The sequence below is a fragment of the Nitrospira sp. genome (assembly GCA_030692565.1).
In the GTDB taxonomy this organism is placed as follows: Bacteria; Nitrospirota; Nitrospiria; order Nitrospirales; family Nitrospiraceae; genus Nitrospira_D.
Genome location: JAUYAO010000057.1, coordinates 103752 through 122724 on the forward strand (window position 1 = coordinate 103752; position 18973 = coordinate 122724).

Sequence of the window (18973 nt, forward strand, 5' to 3'; positions counted from 1 at the left end):
GTAGAACGGTCAGTGTCGGACAGGCTCCTAGGTCCGCAATTTATACCCGACGCCGCGCACCGTCACGATCAGGGCAGGATGGGTCGGATCCGTTTCAATTTTGTGGCGGAGCGAGTGAATGTGGACGTCCAGCGCATGTTCTTCCAGCGCATAGCCCTCTCCCCACACGCGATTCAGCATTTCCTGGCGTGAGAACACACGGCTGGGAGACTCCAAAAACTGGCGGAGAATTTGGAATTCTTTCGGAGTGAGCTCGACCTGACGCCCTTGTACGGTCACCTCATGCCGATCGAGATCCATTTTCAGGTCACCGACCCCATAGTGCATGGCAATGCTGCTCGACGCGTCACGCCGTCTCAGAATGGCACGAACTCGCGCGACAAGTTCACGGGTACTCTGGCTACACACGACCAGATCGATCCCGCGATCGTAGTCCTGCACGCACTCGTCTTCACTGCAAGCCGGCACGGTATCATCGATGGCAACGATGGGAACCGCCGCCAGGGTCCGAAGGTTGCGCAGATTCGAGGAGCCCCCGGTATGACGGTCGATGACAATAAGAGACGGCACCGACGCTTTCGCCTCGGTAAACGCAGCGGACTCGGTCGTCACGACAGTACTGCGGTATCCATTACCCTCCAGCGCTTTCTTCAGCGATTGCGCGAATGAATCCGTTCGAACGAAAATGAGGATTGACTCCGGAGGCTGGGTTGAGCTTGATATGGTTGCATGCATCGCGTCGTCACAATACTGACCCGGAGTTAACCAAGCCTTAGGGGTGTGTAAATTGTCCGTTAACTCCTACCCCGCGACGAGTCGCCCTGTATCGACATTCTTGAGTTAACATGGAGTTAACAATTCGTTGATTCGACTGAAATCCCGACTCCGTACCGTGCGACTGTGCTCGACCACTGCTCCGGCACGACGCTTTCCTTTGGAGGTCTAGTGATGTGGAACTGCCTTCCCGCATTGATCGATGGTCCGCTTGCCTCACGTCTGCTTACTCTGACGGTCGGCATCTGCCTGATATGGAGCAGTCCCGCAGCGGGGCAAGTCCGGCCTGCCCTAGACCCGCAAATCGCCTCCTATCAACCCACAAGCGCCCTGAACGGCTCTCTCTCTATTTCGGGCTCGGAGACCATGCGTCCGATCACAGAATCCTGGGCAGCCGACCTCAGACAGCTCTATCCGGGGTTAAAGATTTCTGTGACGAGCGAAGGGTCCGAAGCGGGATTAGTGAAACTGCTGGAGGGCAAAGCGCAGATCGCGGCCATGTCCCGCCGGATGAATAAGCAAGAGATCGGAGAGTTCATCAGGGAGTTTGGATACGAACCGACCGAGGTCCCGGTCGCCGTCGACGCGCTGGCAGTGTTCGTGCATAAAGACAATGCCGTCGAAGGGTTGAGCTTGGCCGAACTCGACGCCATATTTTCGAACGATCGCCGGCGTGGACTGAAATATCCGCTTCTGACCTGGGGTGATTTGCTCCTGGATGGAGAATGGAAAGAGGCGCCGATCCATCTCTATGGAAGAAACATCCAATCAGGAACCACCACCTTCTTTCGTGAGCACGTACTCAACGGCGCGGCGGCCAAGAAAAGCATGTCCACGGCGCCGGGATCAGCCTCAGTCGTGATCGAGTTGATGAAGGACCGGTTCGGGATCGGATTCAGCAGCATCGGGTATCAGACTTCAGGAGTTCGGGCTGTTCCTCTGGCCTCGGTGCAGGGAGGACGATATGTCGTACCCAGCTTTCAATCGGCCATGGACGGATCCTACCCCCTCAGACGGAATCTGTATCTCTATGTCAATAAACTGCCCAAAGCGGCGCCGCCGGCCCCGCTCGCCGAATATGTGAAGTTCGCCCTCAGCCAGCAGGGTCAGCAAGCGGTTCTTGCGCAAGGTTACTACCCCCTCGCCACCACGGAGTTGACTCGGCTGACAATGATGTGGTCGACACCGATCCGCGCCGCCGCGGCTGACCAGCCGGCAAAGCTCCGGGACTAGAGATCCCGCGCTATCCGATGAAGAGCATACTACCCCATGCCGTCAGCGTTGCCGCGGCCATCGGGCTCACGGCAGCCTGTGCGCCAAGCCAGTTTACGACCGCCACGATCTATGACACCCCGGCCGCGTTCGTCCGGCTGGAACTCGACCGGACCGTCGAAAAGGGGCGGGAACACTCGCACCCGCAGTCTATTCTCCCCGAACAAATGGCGGCCGTTCTGGCCGGCATCATGATCGAAGAACCGCTCGCCAAACTCCCGTTCTACGACGACACGAGCCAGCCGCGCCGCCACCGGGCGTTCACTGAGAAAGAAGTGGGCTTCTTCGCTCCGTTGCTCGCCAGCGCATTAGCCCAGGCGACGCCTGAAGAGATCGTCACCTTTTATGAATCGCGGGAGGTCTCAGGAACCGTGCGGGAAGTGACGTCGGGGGGGATGTTTATCCAAGGGGAGATCTTGCGGCTCCGGCTGGCCAACTATCGATCCCACACCCATCAGAGCGCGGATATCGGAGTGGCGGATACTCAAGACGATCGGCTGACGCCGCTGCGATCCTTTGCCCCGCAACGCGGTCGACTGCACTTTGAACCACGATCTTCGATAGCCCCGGATCCCGATCAAGGGCTTACCCGCATGTTTTCCTGGGACCGTCGAGAAGTCGCGGTGCTCTACCGATCATTGCCGCCCCTTCAGGTCACACCGGCACAACCACAGGCTGTCATCCGGCCGTAGACCGATCCCCCTACGAATCGCAGTTCCCACACACCCTCTAAAAGTTCCACTGCAACTGGAACCGGAGCAGATTGCCGGTGTTGAGCTGATAGGGCGTCTGCATACAGCCGACCGGCGAGCCGGGAGATGCACAGGAATTCACAGGGAGCAGCGTCGCATCGGAAGACGTCCGTTGCGTCCAGGTATACATCACCGTCAGTTCCAGGGCGCGATTGAACTGATACTCCAACCCGAATTCGATCTCACGAACGGTGTTCCGCGGCGCGTTCGCCTCGTGCTTCTTGGCGCCGTAGTATTCCTGCCAGCGAACGAAGGGCACGATGCTCTGACAATAGAGATCGCACCGGTAATTGTAGAACGCCTGAATATAGCCCCCGCGAATGGTTCCGAGGATGACATCGGTGCGCGCCTGATTCAGCTCGGGGCCCCGCCCCACGGTATACTCCGCTTGAAGCCCGAACGGCTGCGGATACAGGACCGCATGCCAGGCCACCCGCTCATCGAGATAGTTCCCGCCGTTCGTCACACGCGGAGTGACCAGGCCCCCGTTGAGCGATCCGACCGGCACAAGCGACGCAGTCGAGACATGGAACTGCCCCCGATAGGCATCCATGCCCACCTCGAAGACCTGGCCGTTAGAAAACTCGTACGGGTACATGAAGTGAAACACCGTATGCTTGTCTTTGTTCGCGTCGCGCGCGTTGGCCGTCTGGCCGTTATAAGCGCCGATCCCGAACATGCCGTAGTCGCCGGAACCCTTCAGCCCGCTGTCCACCAGCCGCCGAAACCGCTCCCGCACCGATGTCGGCGCGTAATACAGAAATACGCCCAGATCGCGCTCGTTGTTCGCGGCGCTGTTAATGGCATCGTTACGGTCCAAGGCTAGACGGTTTTGACTCGACTGCATGTTCTCGAACCCAAAGGGCACTTTCGATTGTCCGGCGCGAATGCGCCACTCCTTGTTTTCGGTCAAAAACAAATCGGCGTACAAGTCCCGAAGCTGCACGACGTTGCCCAACCCGCCAACCGACGAAGCGAAGTCCGGCTGGATGTAGACGAATACCCGCTCGTGCGGCTGTCCGCTGATGATGACGCGGCCTCGCCGCAAAAAGAATTCGTTATTCCCGCTGATCGAGCGATCCCCCTGGTTGCTGACGAGTTCATCCCGGTTGACGGTGAAGTTGGACCGGAACTGGGTATAGCCCCGGATGCTGATTTTCTCGTACCATCGTTGCCGCACCGGGACATCGCCGACCCCGCGGCTTTCCTCCAGTGCTTTGGCTTCACGCTTCTCTTCTTCGGCTTTCAGCTTGACCCACTGGTCGATCGAGATCTGCTTATTCTCGAGCAGCAGATCTTCGAGTTGACCGGCCATGACCGGAGAACCGAACAAGCCCAGACACACAGAGACCCACGCAGAGTTCCGCAACCAGCCCGCCGCTCTCGTCTTCATGCACATCCCTTCCGTCATGGTCACATACAGAGACCAGCAGAATAGGGAGAGATGATTACAGCCGGGTTACGATCAGCTCCGGTCTCGGTTAACTCATCAGGGAGGGGGAGTCTGGGTGGCGCCACTCATGCCGGACAAACCGGCGGGACAGAGTCGAGAGGGATCTAAAAACAGGCCCGCAGGCGCTGGCTATAGTATTTCGCAAAGCCTTTGATCCATCTCGATGAACTGAGGGAGCTCAGGCTCCACGCCGGATTGAGGCGCCGGAGACGGATTCCGACATCGCGGAACTCCGGATTATGCTTGTGGATAATCATGTACAGCTCGCAGGCCTTCTGCGTTCGATGGAGGGTTTCCAATGTGCGGGCGAGAAAATAACGCATGTTGAGTCGCTCAATGTCCGTTCCTTGCCGGCTTTTCAAAAGCGCCACCAGTTCCTTGGCCGCATCCTCATGCCGGCCGACCGCGCTGAGGCACAACGCAATTTGGGACATCGCCCGGACCTGCTGCAGCGCGTCCGTTGCCGCTCGTTCAAATGCCGCAATCGCCTGTTTATACGATCCGGCCTGTTTCAAAGCGAGTCCCTGCTCGTAATACGATTGCTGGGACTGGGCGGCCGGCTCAGTCGACGACAGGGCAAGCGCCGCGGCCTGTTCTGGCGCAAGAGGAGCCGGCGCAGCCGCCGCGACTTCCAGCTCTTCAGCAACGGCATCCTCCTGACTGAACAGATTGTCCAACGGATACTGCGCGACCGGCAGGATCCCGCCTGCCCGCCGATCGTTGGTCGCACGCCAGACGATGTTGGCGGTCACCAGCGGCGCTCGCTCCGCATAGCCGTAGGCGAGAGACACATCGCAAACCTGGTTGATCAAACGAGCATTGCCGCCGGTCAGGCGATGCACCATGACCGACGCCTGGGTGGTCATGACCGATCGCGCGCCACCCGCCATCGACATACGGTGCCGGATATAAGACGGGGTTTCATCCTCACCGAGCGGCTGCAAATGATAATCGACGGAGATGCGCTGAGCGAATTGGACGAGGTCGCCGCGCTGGAGCAGGCCGCGCAAACCCGGCTGGCCCGACAACACGATCTGGAGCGGCTGATTCCGCCCGTTGTTCACATTCGACAAGAGACGCAACTCTTCCAGCATCGCCGCGCCGAGATTCTGCGCTTCGTCCACGACGAGGACAACCCGTCGCTGGCGCTGATGCTCACGGCCGATGAAGGCCGTAAACGTCTTGAACAGCTCGACGCTGTCCATCCCCTTGCCGTCGAGATTGAACGCCATCAGCACCCAGGGCATCAGACTCCCCAGGCCGGCGTGCGTGTGCGAGAGCACCCCCAACGTCACTTCATGCTGCGACTGCTCCAGGATCGTGTTCAGGAGGGTCGTCTTGCCGGTCCCCGGCTCGCCGGTGATGACCGTGAAGATGGCCCGGTTGAATAACCCGTACTCCAGCAGATTCAGGGCCGTCTTGTGCTGTTTCCCCAGATAAAGAAAACGGGGATCCGGCACCAGCGTGAAGGGATTGGTTCGAAACCCGTAGAACGATTCGTACATACAAGCCTCGCAGCCAGTCGGTTAGTTCGCAGCCAGCGCGCGCATGGCGTCGACGTTACGTTGGTCTTTCCCCGATTGATTCAAGACCGTCCCGAGCACGGGCACCGCCCCCCGCACCAGGGCCAGCGACTCTTTGATATCCTGGCGGGTGGTCATACCCTCCCCGGCCACCAGCAAGAGCGCGTCCAGCGAAGGCGCGAAGGCCAGCACATCCGAACTGACCAGCAGCGGAGGCAGATCGATCACGATGACCCGGGCCGGATAGCGATGCTTCACGTCCGTGATCAGCCCCGACATCCGTGTAGAGGTCAGCACCTCGGCGGAGCGCTGGATCGGGCGGCCGCCGGGAAGGACCACCAGGCGCCCCAACCCCGGATGGATGAGAATGTCCTCCAGCGGGCAGTCCTCCAACGCATAATCCGCCAGGCCCCGACAGTCCCCCAATCCGAGCAAGGTATGGATGGCCGGATGTTTCAAGTCGGCATCGATCAACATCACGGTTTGCGTCGTTTCCATTGCCAGGGTAATCGCGAGATTCAACGCCGTCAGCGACTTCCCTTCCTGCGCGCGCGGACTCGTCACACCGAGGACATTCCAGTGATTCTCACGCAGGCGATGCAGCACCTGCGTGCGCAAGAGCTGATACCCGTCGGCAAATTCACCCCGGTCAAAGGCCGCCACGACGCGGTGACGCCGCAAGACCTCTTCACGGCATTCCACCACCCGCGTCTTGGAGTACACGATCGGCGGAGGGTTCTGTCGGGAAGACGGGTAGGGTTCGGAACGCCCCCCCGCCCCCTGCCTGGACTCCTGCTTATACTGTTCGATGGCTTGCGAGAGTTCTTCCATGGCTCTTCTCCTTATCCCCATCAGGCCAGACCGAGTTTCCTGAGCGCGGCAAACCAGACGATGTCGAGCGGCAGCCAGAGATAGTGCGCCACGACAGCCGCGATCACCGCCGCCCCGACCCCCGCCCACCGCCAATAGCGGCGGCGGCGAATCACGTCCAGCACCTCCTCTTCCATGGGGAGGTAGCGAATGACCGCCAGCGGGGCCATCCCGGCCGCGAGACTCAATTGATGGGCTGTGCGGATGGTTTCGTCCAGCTGTTCGGCCGCCGCTCCGGCTCCCACCCCGCCCACCACGGCGAGCAACCCCGTGAGAATCAGAATAACCGGCCGGTTCGGACGCTCCGTCCGCTCAGGAAGGTCGGCGGGATCGATCAAGGAGAATCGTTCTCCCTTGCGCTGGACTTCGAGCCCTTCCGAGACCTGGGCTTCCATCAGGCGAGAGCGAATCTCCTGATACTTGTGCGCCGTGCCTTCTCGATCGCGCATCAAGTCCTGGTATTCCGGTTCAACCTCCGGCAGACGCTCGACCCGTCGGGCCATCTCCTCAGCACGTTTTTTCAGAGAGACCTTGGACTTTTGAAGCGCCTGCAGCGAGGCCGACGTAGACGCGAGCTGAGACTGAATGTTGATGTAGGCCGGATTCTCCGGTTTGAACAGCGCTGTCCTGGGCGGTCGCTTGGTCATCTCCGCCAGTTCCCGTTCCAAGCCCGCCACGGCCTGTTGGGCATGGGTCACATCCGGATGATCCGCTCCATAACGCTCCATCAAAGTCGCCAACCGGGACCGTTCCCCATCCAATCGCTTCGGGACATCCTCGCCAGGCGCGTCGCCCCCCGTTTCCCGCTCCAGCGCCACAAGCTCTTGTTTCATCTTGATGATGTCAGGATGATCTTCGGACAAGTACCCGCTCGCGCTGGCATATTGCGCGCGCAAGGCCTTGAGTCGCTCCCCAGAATCGAAGATCCGCTCGCCGCTGGCGGCAATGATGGGCGTGTTGGGTTTCAGCGTCGCCAGTTCGCCTTCCAGGAACGCCTTGCGCTCTTCGAGGCTCCGAATATCCCGGTCGACGTCGATCAGCTCCCGGTCCGCCTGATTCAACAGCTGCATGTTGAGCTGGGTCAGCTCCGGCAAAGCGCCGTCCGCCTTCTGTTTCACCACCGCGATCTTGCTTTCGAGCGCTTCGATGTGATGCGCAAGATTCTCGGCTTCCTGTTTCAGGAACGCCGTCGTCTGCTGCGCGTGGCGCTCCCGTGACTTCAGATTCTCTCCCAAAAATAAATCCGTGAGCTCGTTTGTCACCTTCTGGGCCAGGTCGGGGGTTTCTCCGTCATAGGCCAGCGTAAACGCGATCGTCGCCTGTGTCGGAGTCTGGGTGCGCTTATCGACCACTTTGACGTTGATCACTTCAATCTGAATATCTTTGACGAACTGCTGCAAGACTTCCTCGGTCGGACTGCCCTTCCGGAGCCGATGATACAGCCCGTACTGCTCCACAATTCTCCACAGACTGGCCCGGCTCATGACCTGCTGCTTGATCGTTTCGATCCGCTGATCGGCATAGCTGGTGATCGTCGAGCGGACGAGATCCGTAGGAATCTCCTGCTCCTCGATCAGGATCGTCGCCTTCGACCGGTACACCGGGGGCCACAGGAAGGCCGTGGCCAGACCGATGGCCGCGATCACGGACACGACGGAAAAAATGACCGTCCGGCGGCGGCGGACCATCTGCCAGAAATCCTTCACCGTATGGCCTGCGTCGACCGACCGATCTGCTCCGATAGACTGCGCGATCGCCATAAACACCTCTCCTTAACGCCCGACCGACAGCTTGGGCGGGTAGTATGTCAGCATCACCGTCGTCGCGTTTCCAAACGCCCGTTCGCCGAAGCTCTCCACCTCGCGCCGATTATAGGTATAGGCGGCATCCACCGACCAATATTGGTCGAATTTCCAGGTCAACCGTGGCGTTACAGTAATATAGCGGTTTTCCGGAAACGTGAACGGAACCGCTTTCGAGGCAATGGAGGAGGCCAGGAGCACCTGCCCATTCACCGAGACGGTCAACCGATCCGTCAGGTCCTGCGACAGAGTGAGGCCGACCCGTTCCGTCTTCAGCAGCAGGCCGAATCCGCTGGGATTGATCTCCCGGCCCACGACGACTTCCGCAAACCCGGCATCCCATTGCTTTTTGACGTTGGCGCTGGCCACCCACAGGGTTTGCGTATCGGTGAGCTGCGCCGGTCCGAACGAGATGCTGGAGGACACCAGCTGCGGCCCGCCAGTCACGGTCGCCGAGAGCGATTCGGTGAAGGCATGAGACCACGAGACCTGCGCTCCGACGATATGGGACCGTAGCGCGCTGGCGTTGGCCACGCTGAAGTTCGTATACGTCCCTGACACCTGCATACGATCGTTCTCCGTCGGTTGATACGCCAGTCCGGTGGACCCGCCCTGCACCTGATAATCCACCAGCCCTAGCCGCGCGCCATCTTCGTACGTAGCCTTGGAATACTGGTAGGAAGTCTGGAGGGACAGGCGTTCCGTGAACGCGTGCGACCACGAGGGCGCCAGATTCCACATATTCCGCTGCGTGAAGCTGAGCACGACACCGGTCCGCAACAGTTCCCCCATCAACGTATTGTCTCTCGTGAACCCGCCGTCGAAGCCGAAGGTTTCCCGGGCCAGCCCGTACTTCACAGAGAGCGGGAAATAGAGATTCAGCAGATCCTGATTGCGGCCGCCGTAATACCGCACGAGATCGGCCGCCGCTTTCCCGCTGACGTCCAGATTTTCCGTCGACCCGGCAAACTTGATGCCGGGCGAGACCCAGTGCCCGTAGACCGGCTTTTGCGGGCCGGCCACCAGCAATAGATTACTGTTGTACTCACCTTTCACTCCCAACGACGGTTCGGCCGACCATTCCGCCGCGTATCCGTTCAGGACAAACCCGCCCGTGCAGAGACTGCTTCCCGACAACACCGCCGCCACAAGCCATCGCCACATCATACATCTACATCGTTGCGATGGAGGGTGATCCCTCAAGGCACCATGACCACATCACCGCGCTGCAATAACGCATTGCGCTCCAGGCTCTTCCCCCGTTTGAGATCCCCATAGGGCACGGGAATCACCTGTTGCTCGCCATTGATACGCCGGATAATTCGAATATCGTTTTCAGACGCAAACGGCGTCAGACCACCGGCAAGACTCAACGCCTGCAGGACATCCGTCGTGTGGCCGATCAGGAACTCGCCGGGCTTATTGACACGCCCCAGCACATAGATCCGATAGCTCAAGACTTTCATCGCCGCGACCGAGACGTTCGGATTGGGGATATACTTCGCCAGTCGCTTGGCGATGTCCGCGCGCACCTCTTCAACCGTCCGTCCCGCCGCCTGCACTTCTCCCACGAGGGGAAATGAGACGAACCCGTCGGGCCTGACAACGACTTCTTTGGTCAGGTGTTCATCCTTCCAGACGGCGATCAAAAGCACGTCTTCCGCTCCCAGAAGATACTCGACACCGGACCCGGTTGCGGACATCGCCCCTGCCTTATTCGAAGACTCGAACGCGCTGCACCCGCCGAGCCAAAGCAGCAGCCCGCCGATAAGCGTCCAGGACAACCGTCGCATGACGTATGACACCTGCATCATCTTATCCATCGATCTTCGCCAACATGGATTTGGCCTCATCAAACCAGGGGAATGACTGCTTGGACTGGAGCGCCTGACTCAAAAACTGCCGCGCCTCCGTCTTCTCACCAGACTGGGCATAGGCCACACCCAGGTGATAGTTGAGCACCGGATGGCTCGGCGCCTTGGCAAGCGCTTGTTTGAGCAGCCTGAGCGCATCCGGCCGATGACCCAGCTTGAGATGCACCCACCCGAGCGTATCGAGGAGATAGGCGTTCGAGGTTTGGGCTTCGAAATCCCGGCTCAATAGCAGCGCCCGTTGCAAACTCACCGCATCGCCCTTCCGATCAATCAGCAGGGCCGCAAGATTATTGGCGGCCAGGAGCGATTTCGGATTGGACTTGAGCGCCAACTCGTACTGCGCCATCGCCTCGTCGATGAGATTCCGCCCCTCCAGACTCGTCGCCAGCATGACCCGGAGCTGTTCATTGTCAGGGCTCGCTTCCAGCGCCTTCTTGAGGGCCGCATCCCCGGCGGTCATGTCCTGCTTGGCATAGCGGAATTGCGCGAGATGCACCCAGGGGGTCGTCCACGACGGATTCAACTGCGTGGCCGTTTCAAACCGCCCCATAGCGGACTCGGTCTCCCCCTTCATCAGCAACACCTCGCCAAGAAACCCCGCCGCGTAAGGATGGTTCGGCTGTTCGGCAACCATCGTCTCGAGCCGGATCTGAGTCTGTTGCAGGGCCCCGCGCTTGACCCCAAGCTGAACCAGCGCGAGGAGCGGCTCGGCCGCAAGCGGCTGTTGCGTCAACGCCCGGTTGAACGCCGCCTCCGCTTGATCCCATTGCTGTTGCGCCGCGGCGGCCTGCCCTTCCGCCAAATCGATCTTCGCGCGGTCGGCCCCGGCGGATCGGAGGCGGGTCAGCGTGTCGTGCGAACGATCCCAATCCTTCTCCTGAATTTGGATCTGATAGAGGAGGCCCAGGAATCTGAGGTTGCCGGGATCGCGGGCCAACAATGGCTCAAGCCGTTTCCGCGCTTCCTTCAGGTGACCGCCGGTCACGTCCAATCCGACCAGCACAATCTGGGCATCGGAGAGAGCCGGCGCCAGAGCGACGGCCTTTTCCAGACTTTCACGCGCCAGCGCGAGATCGCCGTTCAACAATTGCGCGCGCCCCAGGAGCACATGGACCTCCGCCGCTTCCGCCGCATCCTTCAAGACGGATCGAAAATCCTGGGCCGCCGCCTTTCCGTTCCCTCGCTGTAAGGCGATTTTCCCGCGCAACAGCAGTGCGTCCGATGAGAGGGGATTGTCTTTGAGAATCTGCTCCAATGCCTGCTCGGCCTTGTCCTGGCGTCCCGCCGACCATTCCAGGCCAGCCAGTTTCACTTGGGCATCCAGGCCTTCCGGTTTCCCGGAGAATTCTTTTTTGATCGCTTCATAGACCGACTGGGCTTTTGCCGGTTGTTGCGTCCCCTCATACAGACTCCCCAGCGCAAACCGGATCTTCCCGGAACGGGGCAGATCTTCCTGGGCCTTCAGCAAAGCCACCTCAGCCTCGGCGGAACCGCGCCGCTTCGCCACATACTCCACGAGCGCCAGACGACGGACGTCGCTGTCCGGATCGAGCTGCGTCGCCTCGCGCATGACCGCCTCTGCTTGCTCATACTGTTGCTGCTGGTCGAAGAGCGCCGCCCGGCGGAGACGGTGGTCGAGCACCGTCGGCTCCAGCGCAATCACGCGCTGAAACGCTCGATCCGCCTCGGCCGGATTGCCGGCACGCACATAGATCATCGCCAGCGCTCCAAGCAACTCAACGCTATCGGGGTGCGCGTCCAACACCTGCCGGATCACCGGCACCGCCTCCGCCGTCCGCTCACGCGAGGCATACAAGGAGGCCAGCAACAGGGCGGCATCGACATCGGTCGGAGCGCCCGTCCGCAGCTGTTCCGCCTGTACAATCGCCTCCTCGACCCGGCCACCCACGGCCAGCGCGGCGATTTTGAGCGACCGCGCTCCCACATGGTCGGGATGCAACGCGAGCACGCGGTCCGCCGCCTGATCCACCCGCTCGATCGCCCGCGCTTCGAGAAAATACTTCCCCAGCTTGATCCAGGCGCGATCATGCGCGGGATTCAACTCCACCACCTGCTGGTATCCCGTCACCGCATTGCGCCAGTTCTTTTCCTTTTCCTCCACCTGCGCGTAGAGGAAATAAGCCTCCGCATCTTTCGGGTCGATCTTGAGGACATTGCGGAGGGCCACCCGGGCTTTAGGATAATTCCCCTCTTGAAAATATTCCTGCGCGCGCAGCCGGTATTTAGCCTTGCGTTCTTCCGGACCCCCGCAGGCCACCAGACTGACCGCCACAATCGCCGCCACGACGCCTATCAAATGTCGATTCATGACCGATCCCTCCTCATATCCTCATCACGCCCACCACACCCGAACGGCCAGACCGGCCAGCATCCCGGCCGTCAGCCATCCAAGTCTGACCACCATGGCCTGGTGCATCTGGAGCAGGAGCTCAAACGCAAAAAACAACACGATCAGCGTCGCCGTCATCACACTCAGATGAACGGCGCCGACCGTCAGATCCGAGAGAAACGGCATCACCACAGCCAGGAAAACGATCAGATAATCCAACGGAGTCGTCTGGAAGCGCGCATCGCCCATCCATCGAATGGTGAGGACGACGAGTACCGCCAGCACGGCAACCCCCAGCGTCAGCGGCGACAGCCAGTCGGCCGGCGACTGGCGCGCCGACATCTGCGCGTAGTACACCGCACAGGTGCTCCCGATATAGAGACCGGCCCGCACGGCGAGCGCCGTGCCCCGCGCGATCACCAAACTCCCCAGCACCGCGGCGCCGAGTCCGGCGGCGATCACTCCGACTTCTGCAGGGATGTCCCCCGGCATCGCCAGGCACGCAAGGAGATACAGCGGCACGAGCAGCGTAAGCGCTCGCAGGGGCCAGGCGCGCAACGTGGCGGGCGCAACTCCGGCCGCCGCCGGCTCCTCCGACGGAACGACCGCAGGCGGTAGAGTCGCGGGCCGCCGGGATGACCAGACGAATACGGACAGCACCGACGCGGCAAACACCGCATAGACAGACAATAGAATCGCATCGCTCTGCCAGCGCAGCAGCACGGCGCACAGGACCGACAACCCCTGGGCCAGATAGATACCCGTCACGGCCTGCCGGTGCGACAGGCCCGTTGCCAGGAGTTTGTGATGCAGATGATTGCGGTCGCCGACAAAGGGCGAGCGTCCCTGCCAGAGGCGCTGCCCCATCACGCCGACGGTATCGAGAAGCGGAATGCCCCAGAGAAACAGCACGAGCAGCGGACTGTAGGGAGCGCGGACCGGATCGATCAACAGGATCGCGGCCACGGCGAGGTAGTGCCCGAGAAACTGGCTGCCTGCATCGCCCATGAACACGCGAGCCGGATAGGTATTGAACCGGAGAAACCCCAGGAGGCCGCCCAGCACCGACACCATCAGCAACACCAGCATCTGGTCGTTGGCCTGGTAGGCCAGATAGGCGATCCCGGCGAAACTGATCAGCGACAATCCGCCGGCCAGCCCGTCCAGCCCGTCGGCAAGGTTCACGGCGTTCGTCATCCCCACAATGACAATCATGGTAATCGCCGCCGCGGCCCAGAGCGGGAGCGCCTGATCGTCGGCGAACGGCATCGCGGTCACTCGCACGCCGGCATAGGCCACGACGATCGCCGCCGCCAGAATCTGTCCGGCGAATTTCATCCGGTGGTCGAGCCCCACCCGGTCGTCCCACATCCCGAACAGGAGAATCACCACGCCGCCCAGGAGACTGGCGAGGATCATCCGGTCCTGAGGCGCCCAGAGCAGCACCGCCGCGATCGTGCCGGCCGCAAACGCAATCCCGCCCACTTTGGCGGTCGGCTCCGCATGCATCCGGCGTTCGCGCGGCACATCGATGAATTGAAAGCGCCAGGCCGAAGCGGTCAGGGCCGGAATCAGCGCCATGCAGATCAGCAAGGAACCGATAAAACTAAAAAACAGCGCACTAGACATCACTGACGTTCCTCATGACCGTCATCAATCGGGCACATAGGCCGGCAGCAGAGGCTGGACGGCCGCCGCCATCTGCATGACCCGCTGATCCGCCGCCTTCTCCGACTCGCCGGACTGCACGGCAGCCACCAACCGGATAAGGGCTCCATCCGTCCGTTTCATCGTGAGCGCATCCACAAACAGAAAGAACTTGACCAAATACTCGCTCGTCACCACCCGGTGGCGCTGCTTGAACCAATAGAGCACCACTTGTTTCTGCTCGCCCTTCTGGATCATCACCCGGTTGGCTCGAAACCCGCTCCCCGCCAGGACGTCACCGGGCACGACCACTTCATCGAGCGACGTGATTTCCCACCCGCCGCCGGGAATACAGGTCTTCGGAGAATGCGTCGCGCGCCCCTTTTCCTGGGAACGATAGTACGCCGCATAAACATTGATCGGGCCCCCGGGGCCTTGATAGTTGGCCAACAGGTAGTCGTCGAAACGCAACACATCGACATATTGTCGCTCCATCACCATCGGTTCACCCTGCCATCCGGCCACCTGCATGGGGAAATCGACGAAGTTCTGGCGCGGAGGAGGCACGTGGTCGCGCCCGTCGGCATGAAAAGACATCGACGTCGTCACGGCCAGGAGTCCGATGCAGGCGAAAACCGGGCCGCTCACGACAAGCGCGGCGGGACCGGGAGACAACACCGCGCCCGGGCGCGCCGCAGGCCGATCGACGCCCGGCGCAGATCCAGCGCCGACCCGCTCCAGCAGCCACATTTCCGCGCCGAGTATCGCCAGACTCAAGACGAACAGGAACCAGCCCTCGAACGCGTGCATAAACCCTTCGGCCGCGCTCTGGCCGAATCGCTCGACGAGGACTCCGATCAATCCGATCCGCAGGCCGTTCAAAAGCACCGCTAAGGGGATCGCCGAAGCGACCAGCACCACCCGCTTCCACAGGCGACTCTGGAATAGGTACGCGCTCAACAAGGTCAGGGCGATCAACGGAATCAGGTAGCGCAAGCCGCTGCAGGCTTCGACCACTTGCAGCTGGATCGGGCCGAGGTCGATGACGTTGCCTTCGCGGAAGGCCGTCACTCCGATCAGTTGAAGAAAACCGACGCCCAGCGTCGACGACATGAGTTGCAGAGAAGAAGATAGACTCTGTAACAGCATCTGCGGCGGGGGAATCATGGTCAGGAGATACCCGAGGGGAAACGCCATCTCACGGGTCGCGCACGGGCCTGCGACCGCCAGAGCCAACCCGACGATCACCAGCCACAAGGAGAGATGCTGAAGAAAATAAATAGTAGCGAGTTCACCGACGAGGTAGAGCGCAAGCCCGAGCACGGCCGGACCGAGGCCCCACCAGGACGGGACCATGCCCGCCGCCACAACCTGTTCACGGCGTAACCAGATGAGAGCCACCGTGATGACCGGCACGAAGAACCCGTGGCTGAAGTTGTCATCCTCCATCCACTGCGTCACCAAATACGCCAGACTCTCGGCATAGGCGATGCCGATCAGCACGACGACAGCCAAGGCCGCCCCCCAGAGCATGATCGGCCGGCGACGAGGAAGTCCGGGAGCGCTGACTTCGGTTAAGACCATTCCACTAGTCGGCATGGACGTCACTCCGGAGAATTCCATTTCGTACTCTTGCCCCATCAGTCCCTTAGGAAAAGTCCCGCCAGCCGGCCATTTCCAATGCAACGAGTCCCACGAATTGCGTCCCTTCGATCATGACCCGCTTCCACAACCGGCGCGGTTCGCAGGCAAACCGCCACAACCACTCGAATCCCATGTCGCCGACCCAATCGGGCGCGCGCTGCACCGTCCCCGCTAGAAACTTGAATGCGGCCCCGACCCCGAGCACCAACGGCACATCCAGCCGGTCACGATGGGCATAGATCCACTGCTCTTGCTTGGGGAGCCCGAGTCCCACCCACAACACGTCCGGCTTCGCCTCGTTGATCCGCCGGATCGCGGCCTCGTCTTCTTCTTCCGTCAACGGGCGAAACGGCGGCGAGTAGGCTCCGGCAACGGTCAACCCGGGATACTGCCGCGTCAGATTGCCCGCAAGACGCTCAAGGGTCAGATCGGTATCGCCGTAAAAGTAATGCCGGAATCCCAAGCCCTGGGTGCCGAAAAAAAAGGCTTTCATCAGATCGGTGCCGGCGACGCGGGACCGCACTGCGCCGCCCTTCCATTGCGCCACTTTCACCAGGGAGATACCGTCAGGAACGGTCAGGTCCGCCTGCCGGACCATGCGCCGGAAATCGGCCCGGTTGTGCGCCTCAACGACTGCGTGCATATCGGCCACCACGACCCAATGAGGACGGAAGCGCTCGTGCGTGACCCAATGCGTCATCACCGACACGACGTCTGGAATTTGAATCATATGGACGGGAAGCCCGAGAATCGGCACCTGGCAGAACCGACTCGCTTGCTCTTGCTCAATCGTCGCTGAAGCCATCGCAGACCTCCTTGTGATACGCACGACGCCGGATCCATGGGAGGCCAAGTCTAGCGAGTCCGCCCGATCGGCAGGCCACGCCAAGCTCAAGTTTGTGTTAACGAATCGTTAAACTGTGGGGAGCTCGGGAGTTGCAGTTGAGAGAACTGAATCCGGCAGGGGGGTACCAGACTGGCCGGACAAGACCGGGTCAGTAGACGACTTCCCGAAGCGATTCCCGGTGGGCCTGAAACCAGGACACCGTTTTTTCAATGCCTTCCGGCAGGGACTGTTGCGCCAGGAAGTGGAACAACTCTGCGGCTTTGGAGACGTCGACGCACCGGCGGGGCTGCCCGTTGGGCTTGCGCGTATCCCAGACAAACTCCCCGGAATAGCCGACTTTCTGAGCAACCAGCATAGCCAGATCCCGGATCGAGATTTCCAGCCCGCTCCCCAGATTGACCGGTTCGCTTCGATCATAATGTTCCGCCGCCGCCAGGATGCCCTCCGCCGCATCCTCGACGTACAGGAATTCACGAGTGGGCGTCCCGTCTCCCCAGATCGTCACGGCAGCCGCATCCTGCTCTTTCGCTTCGGTGCACTTGCGGATGAGCGCAGGAATGACGTGAGACGTTTCGAGATGGAAATTGTCCCTGGGGCCGTACAGATTCACAGGAAACAGCACCATCGCATTGAACCCGTACTGGGTACGATAGGCTTGCGCTTGAACCAGGAGCATCTTCTTTGCGAGCCCATAAGGAGCATTGGTCTCCTCCGGATAACCGTCCCAGAGCGCCGCTTCTTGAAAGGGAATGGGCGCATGCTTCGGGTACGCGCAGATCGTGCCGAGCGCCACGAATTTCTTGAGGCCGCGGCGCCGCCCGACTTCCATCAATTGCGCGCCCATCATCAGATTGTCGTAGAAAAATTGACCGGCGCAGGCCTGATTGGCGCCGATCCCCCCGACACGAGCCGCTAAATGAAGGACCAGATCAGGGCGGGCGTCATCATACAGCCGTTCGACGGCATCCATGGTAACCAGGTCATAGTCCCGGCTCCTCGGCACCACGATCGCTCCACATCCGCGCTCTCTCAGCTTCTCCACAACGTAAGAGCCCAGAAAGCCGGCGCCGCCCGTTACCACAACCCTTTGATCTCTCCAGAAGTGCATAATTCCGCCTTTGCCTGGACACCGGTGAGGCGCTGCTGTTCCGCGTCCATGTCGGCCCGCACCATCGTCCGGACCAGGTCATGGAAAGACATCGTAGGCCGCCACCCCAAATCGCGGGCTGCCTTGCTCGCATCGCCGATCAGCAGATCCACTTCGGTCGGACGGTAATAGCGAGGGTCGATCTTCACGTACTGCGTCCAATCCAAATCGAGGACACCGAAGGCCACATCCAGCAACTCCCGCACGGAATGGGTTTCTCCGGTCGCGACGACATAATCATCGGGGCGATCGGCCTGCAGCATCATCCACATGGCCTCTACGTAGTCACCGGCGAATCCCCAATCGCGCTTCGCGTCGAGGTTGCCCAGAAACAGTTCGTGTTGCAGGCCGAGCTTGATGCGCGCGGCCGACTTGGTGATTTTCCGGCTGACGAATGTTTCCCCGCGGCGCGGCGACTCGTGATTGAACAGGATGCCGTTGCAGGCAAACATCCCGTACGCCTCGCGGTAGTTCACGGTCATCCAATGCGCATAGAGCTTGGCCACGCCATAGGGGCTCCTGGGATAGAAGGGCGTGGTTTCGCGCTGGGGGATTTCCTGAACTTTTCCGAACATCTCGCTGGAAGAGGCTTGATAAAACCTGGGCCGGAGTCCGGTTTCACGAACCGCCTCCAATAGCCGTAAGGTTCCGAGACCCGTGACCTCACTGGTGTATTCCGGGATATCGAAACTCACGCGCACATGGCTTTGCGCCCCCAGATTATAAATTTCATCGGGCTGGACACGGCGCAGCACCTTATTTAATGAACTCGCGTCGTTGAGGTCTCCATATACCAAGCGCAACCGCGCCTCGGGGAGATGCGGATCTTCATAAATCTGATCGATGCGAGCGGTGTTGAAAGAACTGGATCGGCGAATGATCCCGTATACCTCATAGCCCTTCGCCAGCAGGAATTCCGCAAGATACGATCCATCCTGCCCTGTAATCCCCGTAATCAATGCCTTCTTCATGACGCCTCCCGGGTCCAACCTGGCCTCCCCATGCCTCGCACTTATGA

15 protein-coding genes are annotated in these 18973 nt (G+C 60.7%); 2 read left to right on the forward strand and 13 right to left on the reverse strand.

What is annotated here, in order from left to right:
* Nucleotides 1-27: 27 nt before the first annotated feature.
* Nucleotides 28-735: a response regulator transcription factor gene (locus Q8N04_16210; GenBank protein ID MDP3092217.1), complete on the reverse strand. Its 708-nt coding sequence runs from the start codon at nucleotides 733-735 to the stop codon at nucleotides 28-30.
* A 213-nt stretch (nucleotides 736-948) separates the two neighbouring features.
* Here Q8N04_16210 and Q8N04_16215 point away from each other — a divergent pair, with 213 nt between their 5' ends.
* Entirely contained in the window at nucleotides 949-2007 is a 1059-nt protein-coding gene (locus tag Q8N04_16215; GenBank protein ID MDP3092218.1) for a PstS family phosphate ABC transporter substrate-binding protein, read from the forward strand.
* Between the two features lie 17 nt (nucleotides 2008-2024).
* Entirely contained in the window at nucleotides 2025-2738 is a 714-nt protein-coding gene (locus Q8N04_16220; GenBank protein ID MDP3092219.1) for a hypothetical protein, read from the forward strand.
* Nucleotides 2739-2775: 37 nt separating this feature from the next.
* Here the strand turns inward: Q8N04_16220 and Q8N04_16225 are convergent, their stop codons facing one another.
* From Q8N04_16225 to gmd, 12 genes are all read right to left on the reverse strand, one after another.
* Nucleotides 2776-4191, reverse strand: a complete 1416-nt coding sequence (locus Q8N04_16225; protein MDP3092220.1) for a porin — start codon at nucleotides 4189-4191, stop codon at nucleotides 2776-2778.
* 164 nt (nucleotides 4192-4355) lie between these two features.
* Complete coding sequence (locus Q8N04_16230) at nucleotides 4356-5756, reverse strand: AAA family ATPase (protein ID MDP3092221.1); 1401 nt, start codon at nucleotides 5754-5756, stop codon at nucleotides 4356-4358.
* 21 nt (nucleotides 5757-5777) lie between these two features.
* Nucleotides 5778-6605, reverse strand: coding sequence for a CpsD/CapB family tyrosine-protein kinase (locus tag Q8N04_16235; protein MDP3092222.1), 828 nt, complete (start codon nucleotides 6603-6605; stop codon nucleotides 5778-5780).
* A 20-nt stretch (nucleotides 6606-6625) separates the two neighbouring features.
* Nucleotides 6626-8404 (reverse strand): Wzz/FepE/Etk N-terminal domain-containing protein, encoded by a 1779-nt coding sequence (locus Q8N04_16240; protein ID MDP3092223.1) that lies wholly within the window; start codon nucleotides 8402-8404, stop codon nucleotides 6626-6628.
* Between the two features lie 12 nt (nucleotides 8405-8416).
* Nucleotides 8417-9613 (reverse strand): surface lipoprotein assembly modifier, encoded by a 1197-nt coding sequence (locus tag Q8N04_16245; GenBank protein ID MDP3092224.1) that lies wholly within the window; start codon nucleotides 9611-9613, stop codon nucleotides 8417-8419.
* 32 nt (nucleotides 9614-9645) lie between these two features.
* Complete coding sequence (locus Q8N04_16250) at nucleotides 9646-10269, reverse strand: polysaccharide biosynthesis/export family protein (protein ID MDP3092225.1); 624 nt, start codon at nucleotides 10267-10269, stop codon at nucleotides 9646-9648.
* Nucleotides 10262-12649 (reverse strand): tetratricopeptide repeat protein, encoded by a 2388-nt coding sequence (locus Q8N04_16255; GenBank protein ID MDP3092226.1) that lies wholly within the window; start codon nucleotides 12647-12649, stop codon nucleotides 10262-10264. Before Q8N04_16255 ends, Q8N04_16250 begins: the two co-directional genes overlap by 8 nt.
* Before the next feature lie 24 nt (nucleotides 12650-12673).
* Nucleotides 12674-14299 carry an MraY family glycosyltransferase gene (locus tag Q8N04_16260; protein MDP3092227.1) on the reverse strand — a complete coding sequence of 542 codons (1626 nt, stop codon included), beginning with the start codon at nucleotides 14297-14299 and terminating at the stop codon, nucleotides 12674-12676.
* A 24-nt stretch (nucleotides 14300-14323) separates the two neighbouring features.
* Nucleotides 14324-15916 carry a VPLPA-CTERM-specific exosortase XrtD gene (xrtD, locus tag Q8N04_16265; protein ID MDP3092228.1) on the reverse strand — a complete coding sequence of 531 codons (1593 nt, stop codon included), beginning with the start codon at nucleotides 15914-15916 and terminating at the stop codon, nucleotides 14324-14326.
* Between the two features lie 49 nt (nucleotides 15917-15965).
* Nucleotides 15966-16766: a WecB/TagA/CpsF family glycosyltransferase gene (locus Q8N04_16270; GenBank protein ID MDP3092229.1), complete on the reverse strand. Its 801-nt coding sequence runs from the start codon at nucleotides 16764-16766 to the stop codon at nucleotides 15966-15968.
* Nucleotides 16767-16956: 190 nt separating this feature from the next.
* Nucleotides 16957-17916: a GDP-L-fucose synthase gene (locus tag Q8N04_16275; GenBank protein ID MDP3092230.1), complete on the reverse strand. Its 960-nt coding sequence runs from the start codon at nucleotides 17914-17916 to the stop codon at nucleotides 16957-16959.
* Nucleotides 17883-18926, reverse strand: a complete 1044-nt coding sequence (gmd, locus tag Q8N04_16280) for a GDP-mannose 4,6-dehydratase (GenBank protein ID MDP3092231.1) — start codon at nucleotides 18924-18926, stop codon at nucleotides 17883-17885. The genes Q8N04_16275 and gmd overlap by 34 nt, the downstream gene beginning before the upstream one ends.
* Between the last annotated feature and the right edge of the window lie 47 nt (nucleotides 18927-18973).

Coding starts and splice junctions, on each gene's coding strand:
- xrtD (MDP3092228.1), bottom strand. CDS start 15,916: ATGCCGACTAGTGGAATGGTCTTAACCGAAGTCAGCGCTCCCGGACTT.
- Q8N04_16235 (MDP3092222.1), bottom strand. CDS start 6,605: ATGGAAGAACTCTCGCAAGCCATCGAACAGTATAAGCAGGAGTCCAGG.
- Q8N04_16240 (MDP3092223.1), bottom strand. CDS start 8,404: ATGGCGATCGCGCAGTCTATCGGAGCAGATCGGTCGGTCGACGCAGGC.
- Q8N04_16210 (MDP3092217.1), bottom strand. CDS start 735: ATGCATGCAACCATATCAAGCTCAACCCAGCCTCCGGAGTCAATCCTC.
- Q8N04_16215 (MDP3092218.1), top strand. CDS start 949: ATGTGGAACTGCCTTCCCGCATTGATCGATGGTCCGCTTGCCTCACGT.
- Q8N04_16245 (MDP3092224.1), bottom strand. CDS start 9,613: ATGATGTGGCGATGGCTTGTGGCGGCGGTGTTGTCGGGAAGCAGTCTC.
- Q8N04_16275 (MDP3092230.1), bottom strand. CDS start 17,916: ATGCACTTCTGGAGAGATCAAAGGGTTGTGGTAACGGGCGGCGCCGGC.
- Q8N04_16250 (MDP3092225.1), bottom strand. CDS start 10,269: ATGGATAAGATGATGCAGGTGTCATACGTCATGCGACGGTTGTCCTGG.
- Q8N04_16230 (MDP3092221.1), bottom strand. CDS start 5,756: ATGTACGAATCGTTCTACGGGTTTCGAACCAATCCCTTCACGCTGGTG.
- gmd (MDP3092231.1), bottom strand. CDS start 18,926: ATGAAGAAGGCATTGATTACGGGGATTACAGGGCAGGATGGATCGTAT.
- Q8N04_16270 (MDP3092229.1), bottom strand. CDS start 16,766: ATGGCTTCAGCGACGATTGAGCAAGAGCAAGCGAGTCGGTTCTGCCAG.
- Q8N04_16220 (MDP3092219.1), top strand. CDS start 2,025: ATGAAGAGCATACTACCCCATGCCGTCAGCGTTGCCGCGGCCATCGGG.
- Q8N04_16225 (MDP3092220.1), bottom strand. CDS start 4,191: ATGAAGACGAGAGCGGCGGGCTGGTTGCGGAACTCTGCGTGGGTCTCT.
- Q8N04_16260 (MDP3092227.1), bottom strand. CDS start 14,299: ATGTCTAGTGCGCTGTTTTTTAGTTTTATCGGTTCCTTGCTGATCTGC.
- Q8N04_16255 (MDP3092226.1), bottom strand. CDS start 12,649: ATGAATCGACATTTGATAGGCGTCGTGGCGGCGATTGTGGCGGTCAGT.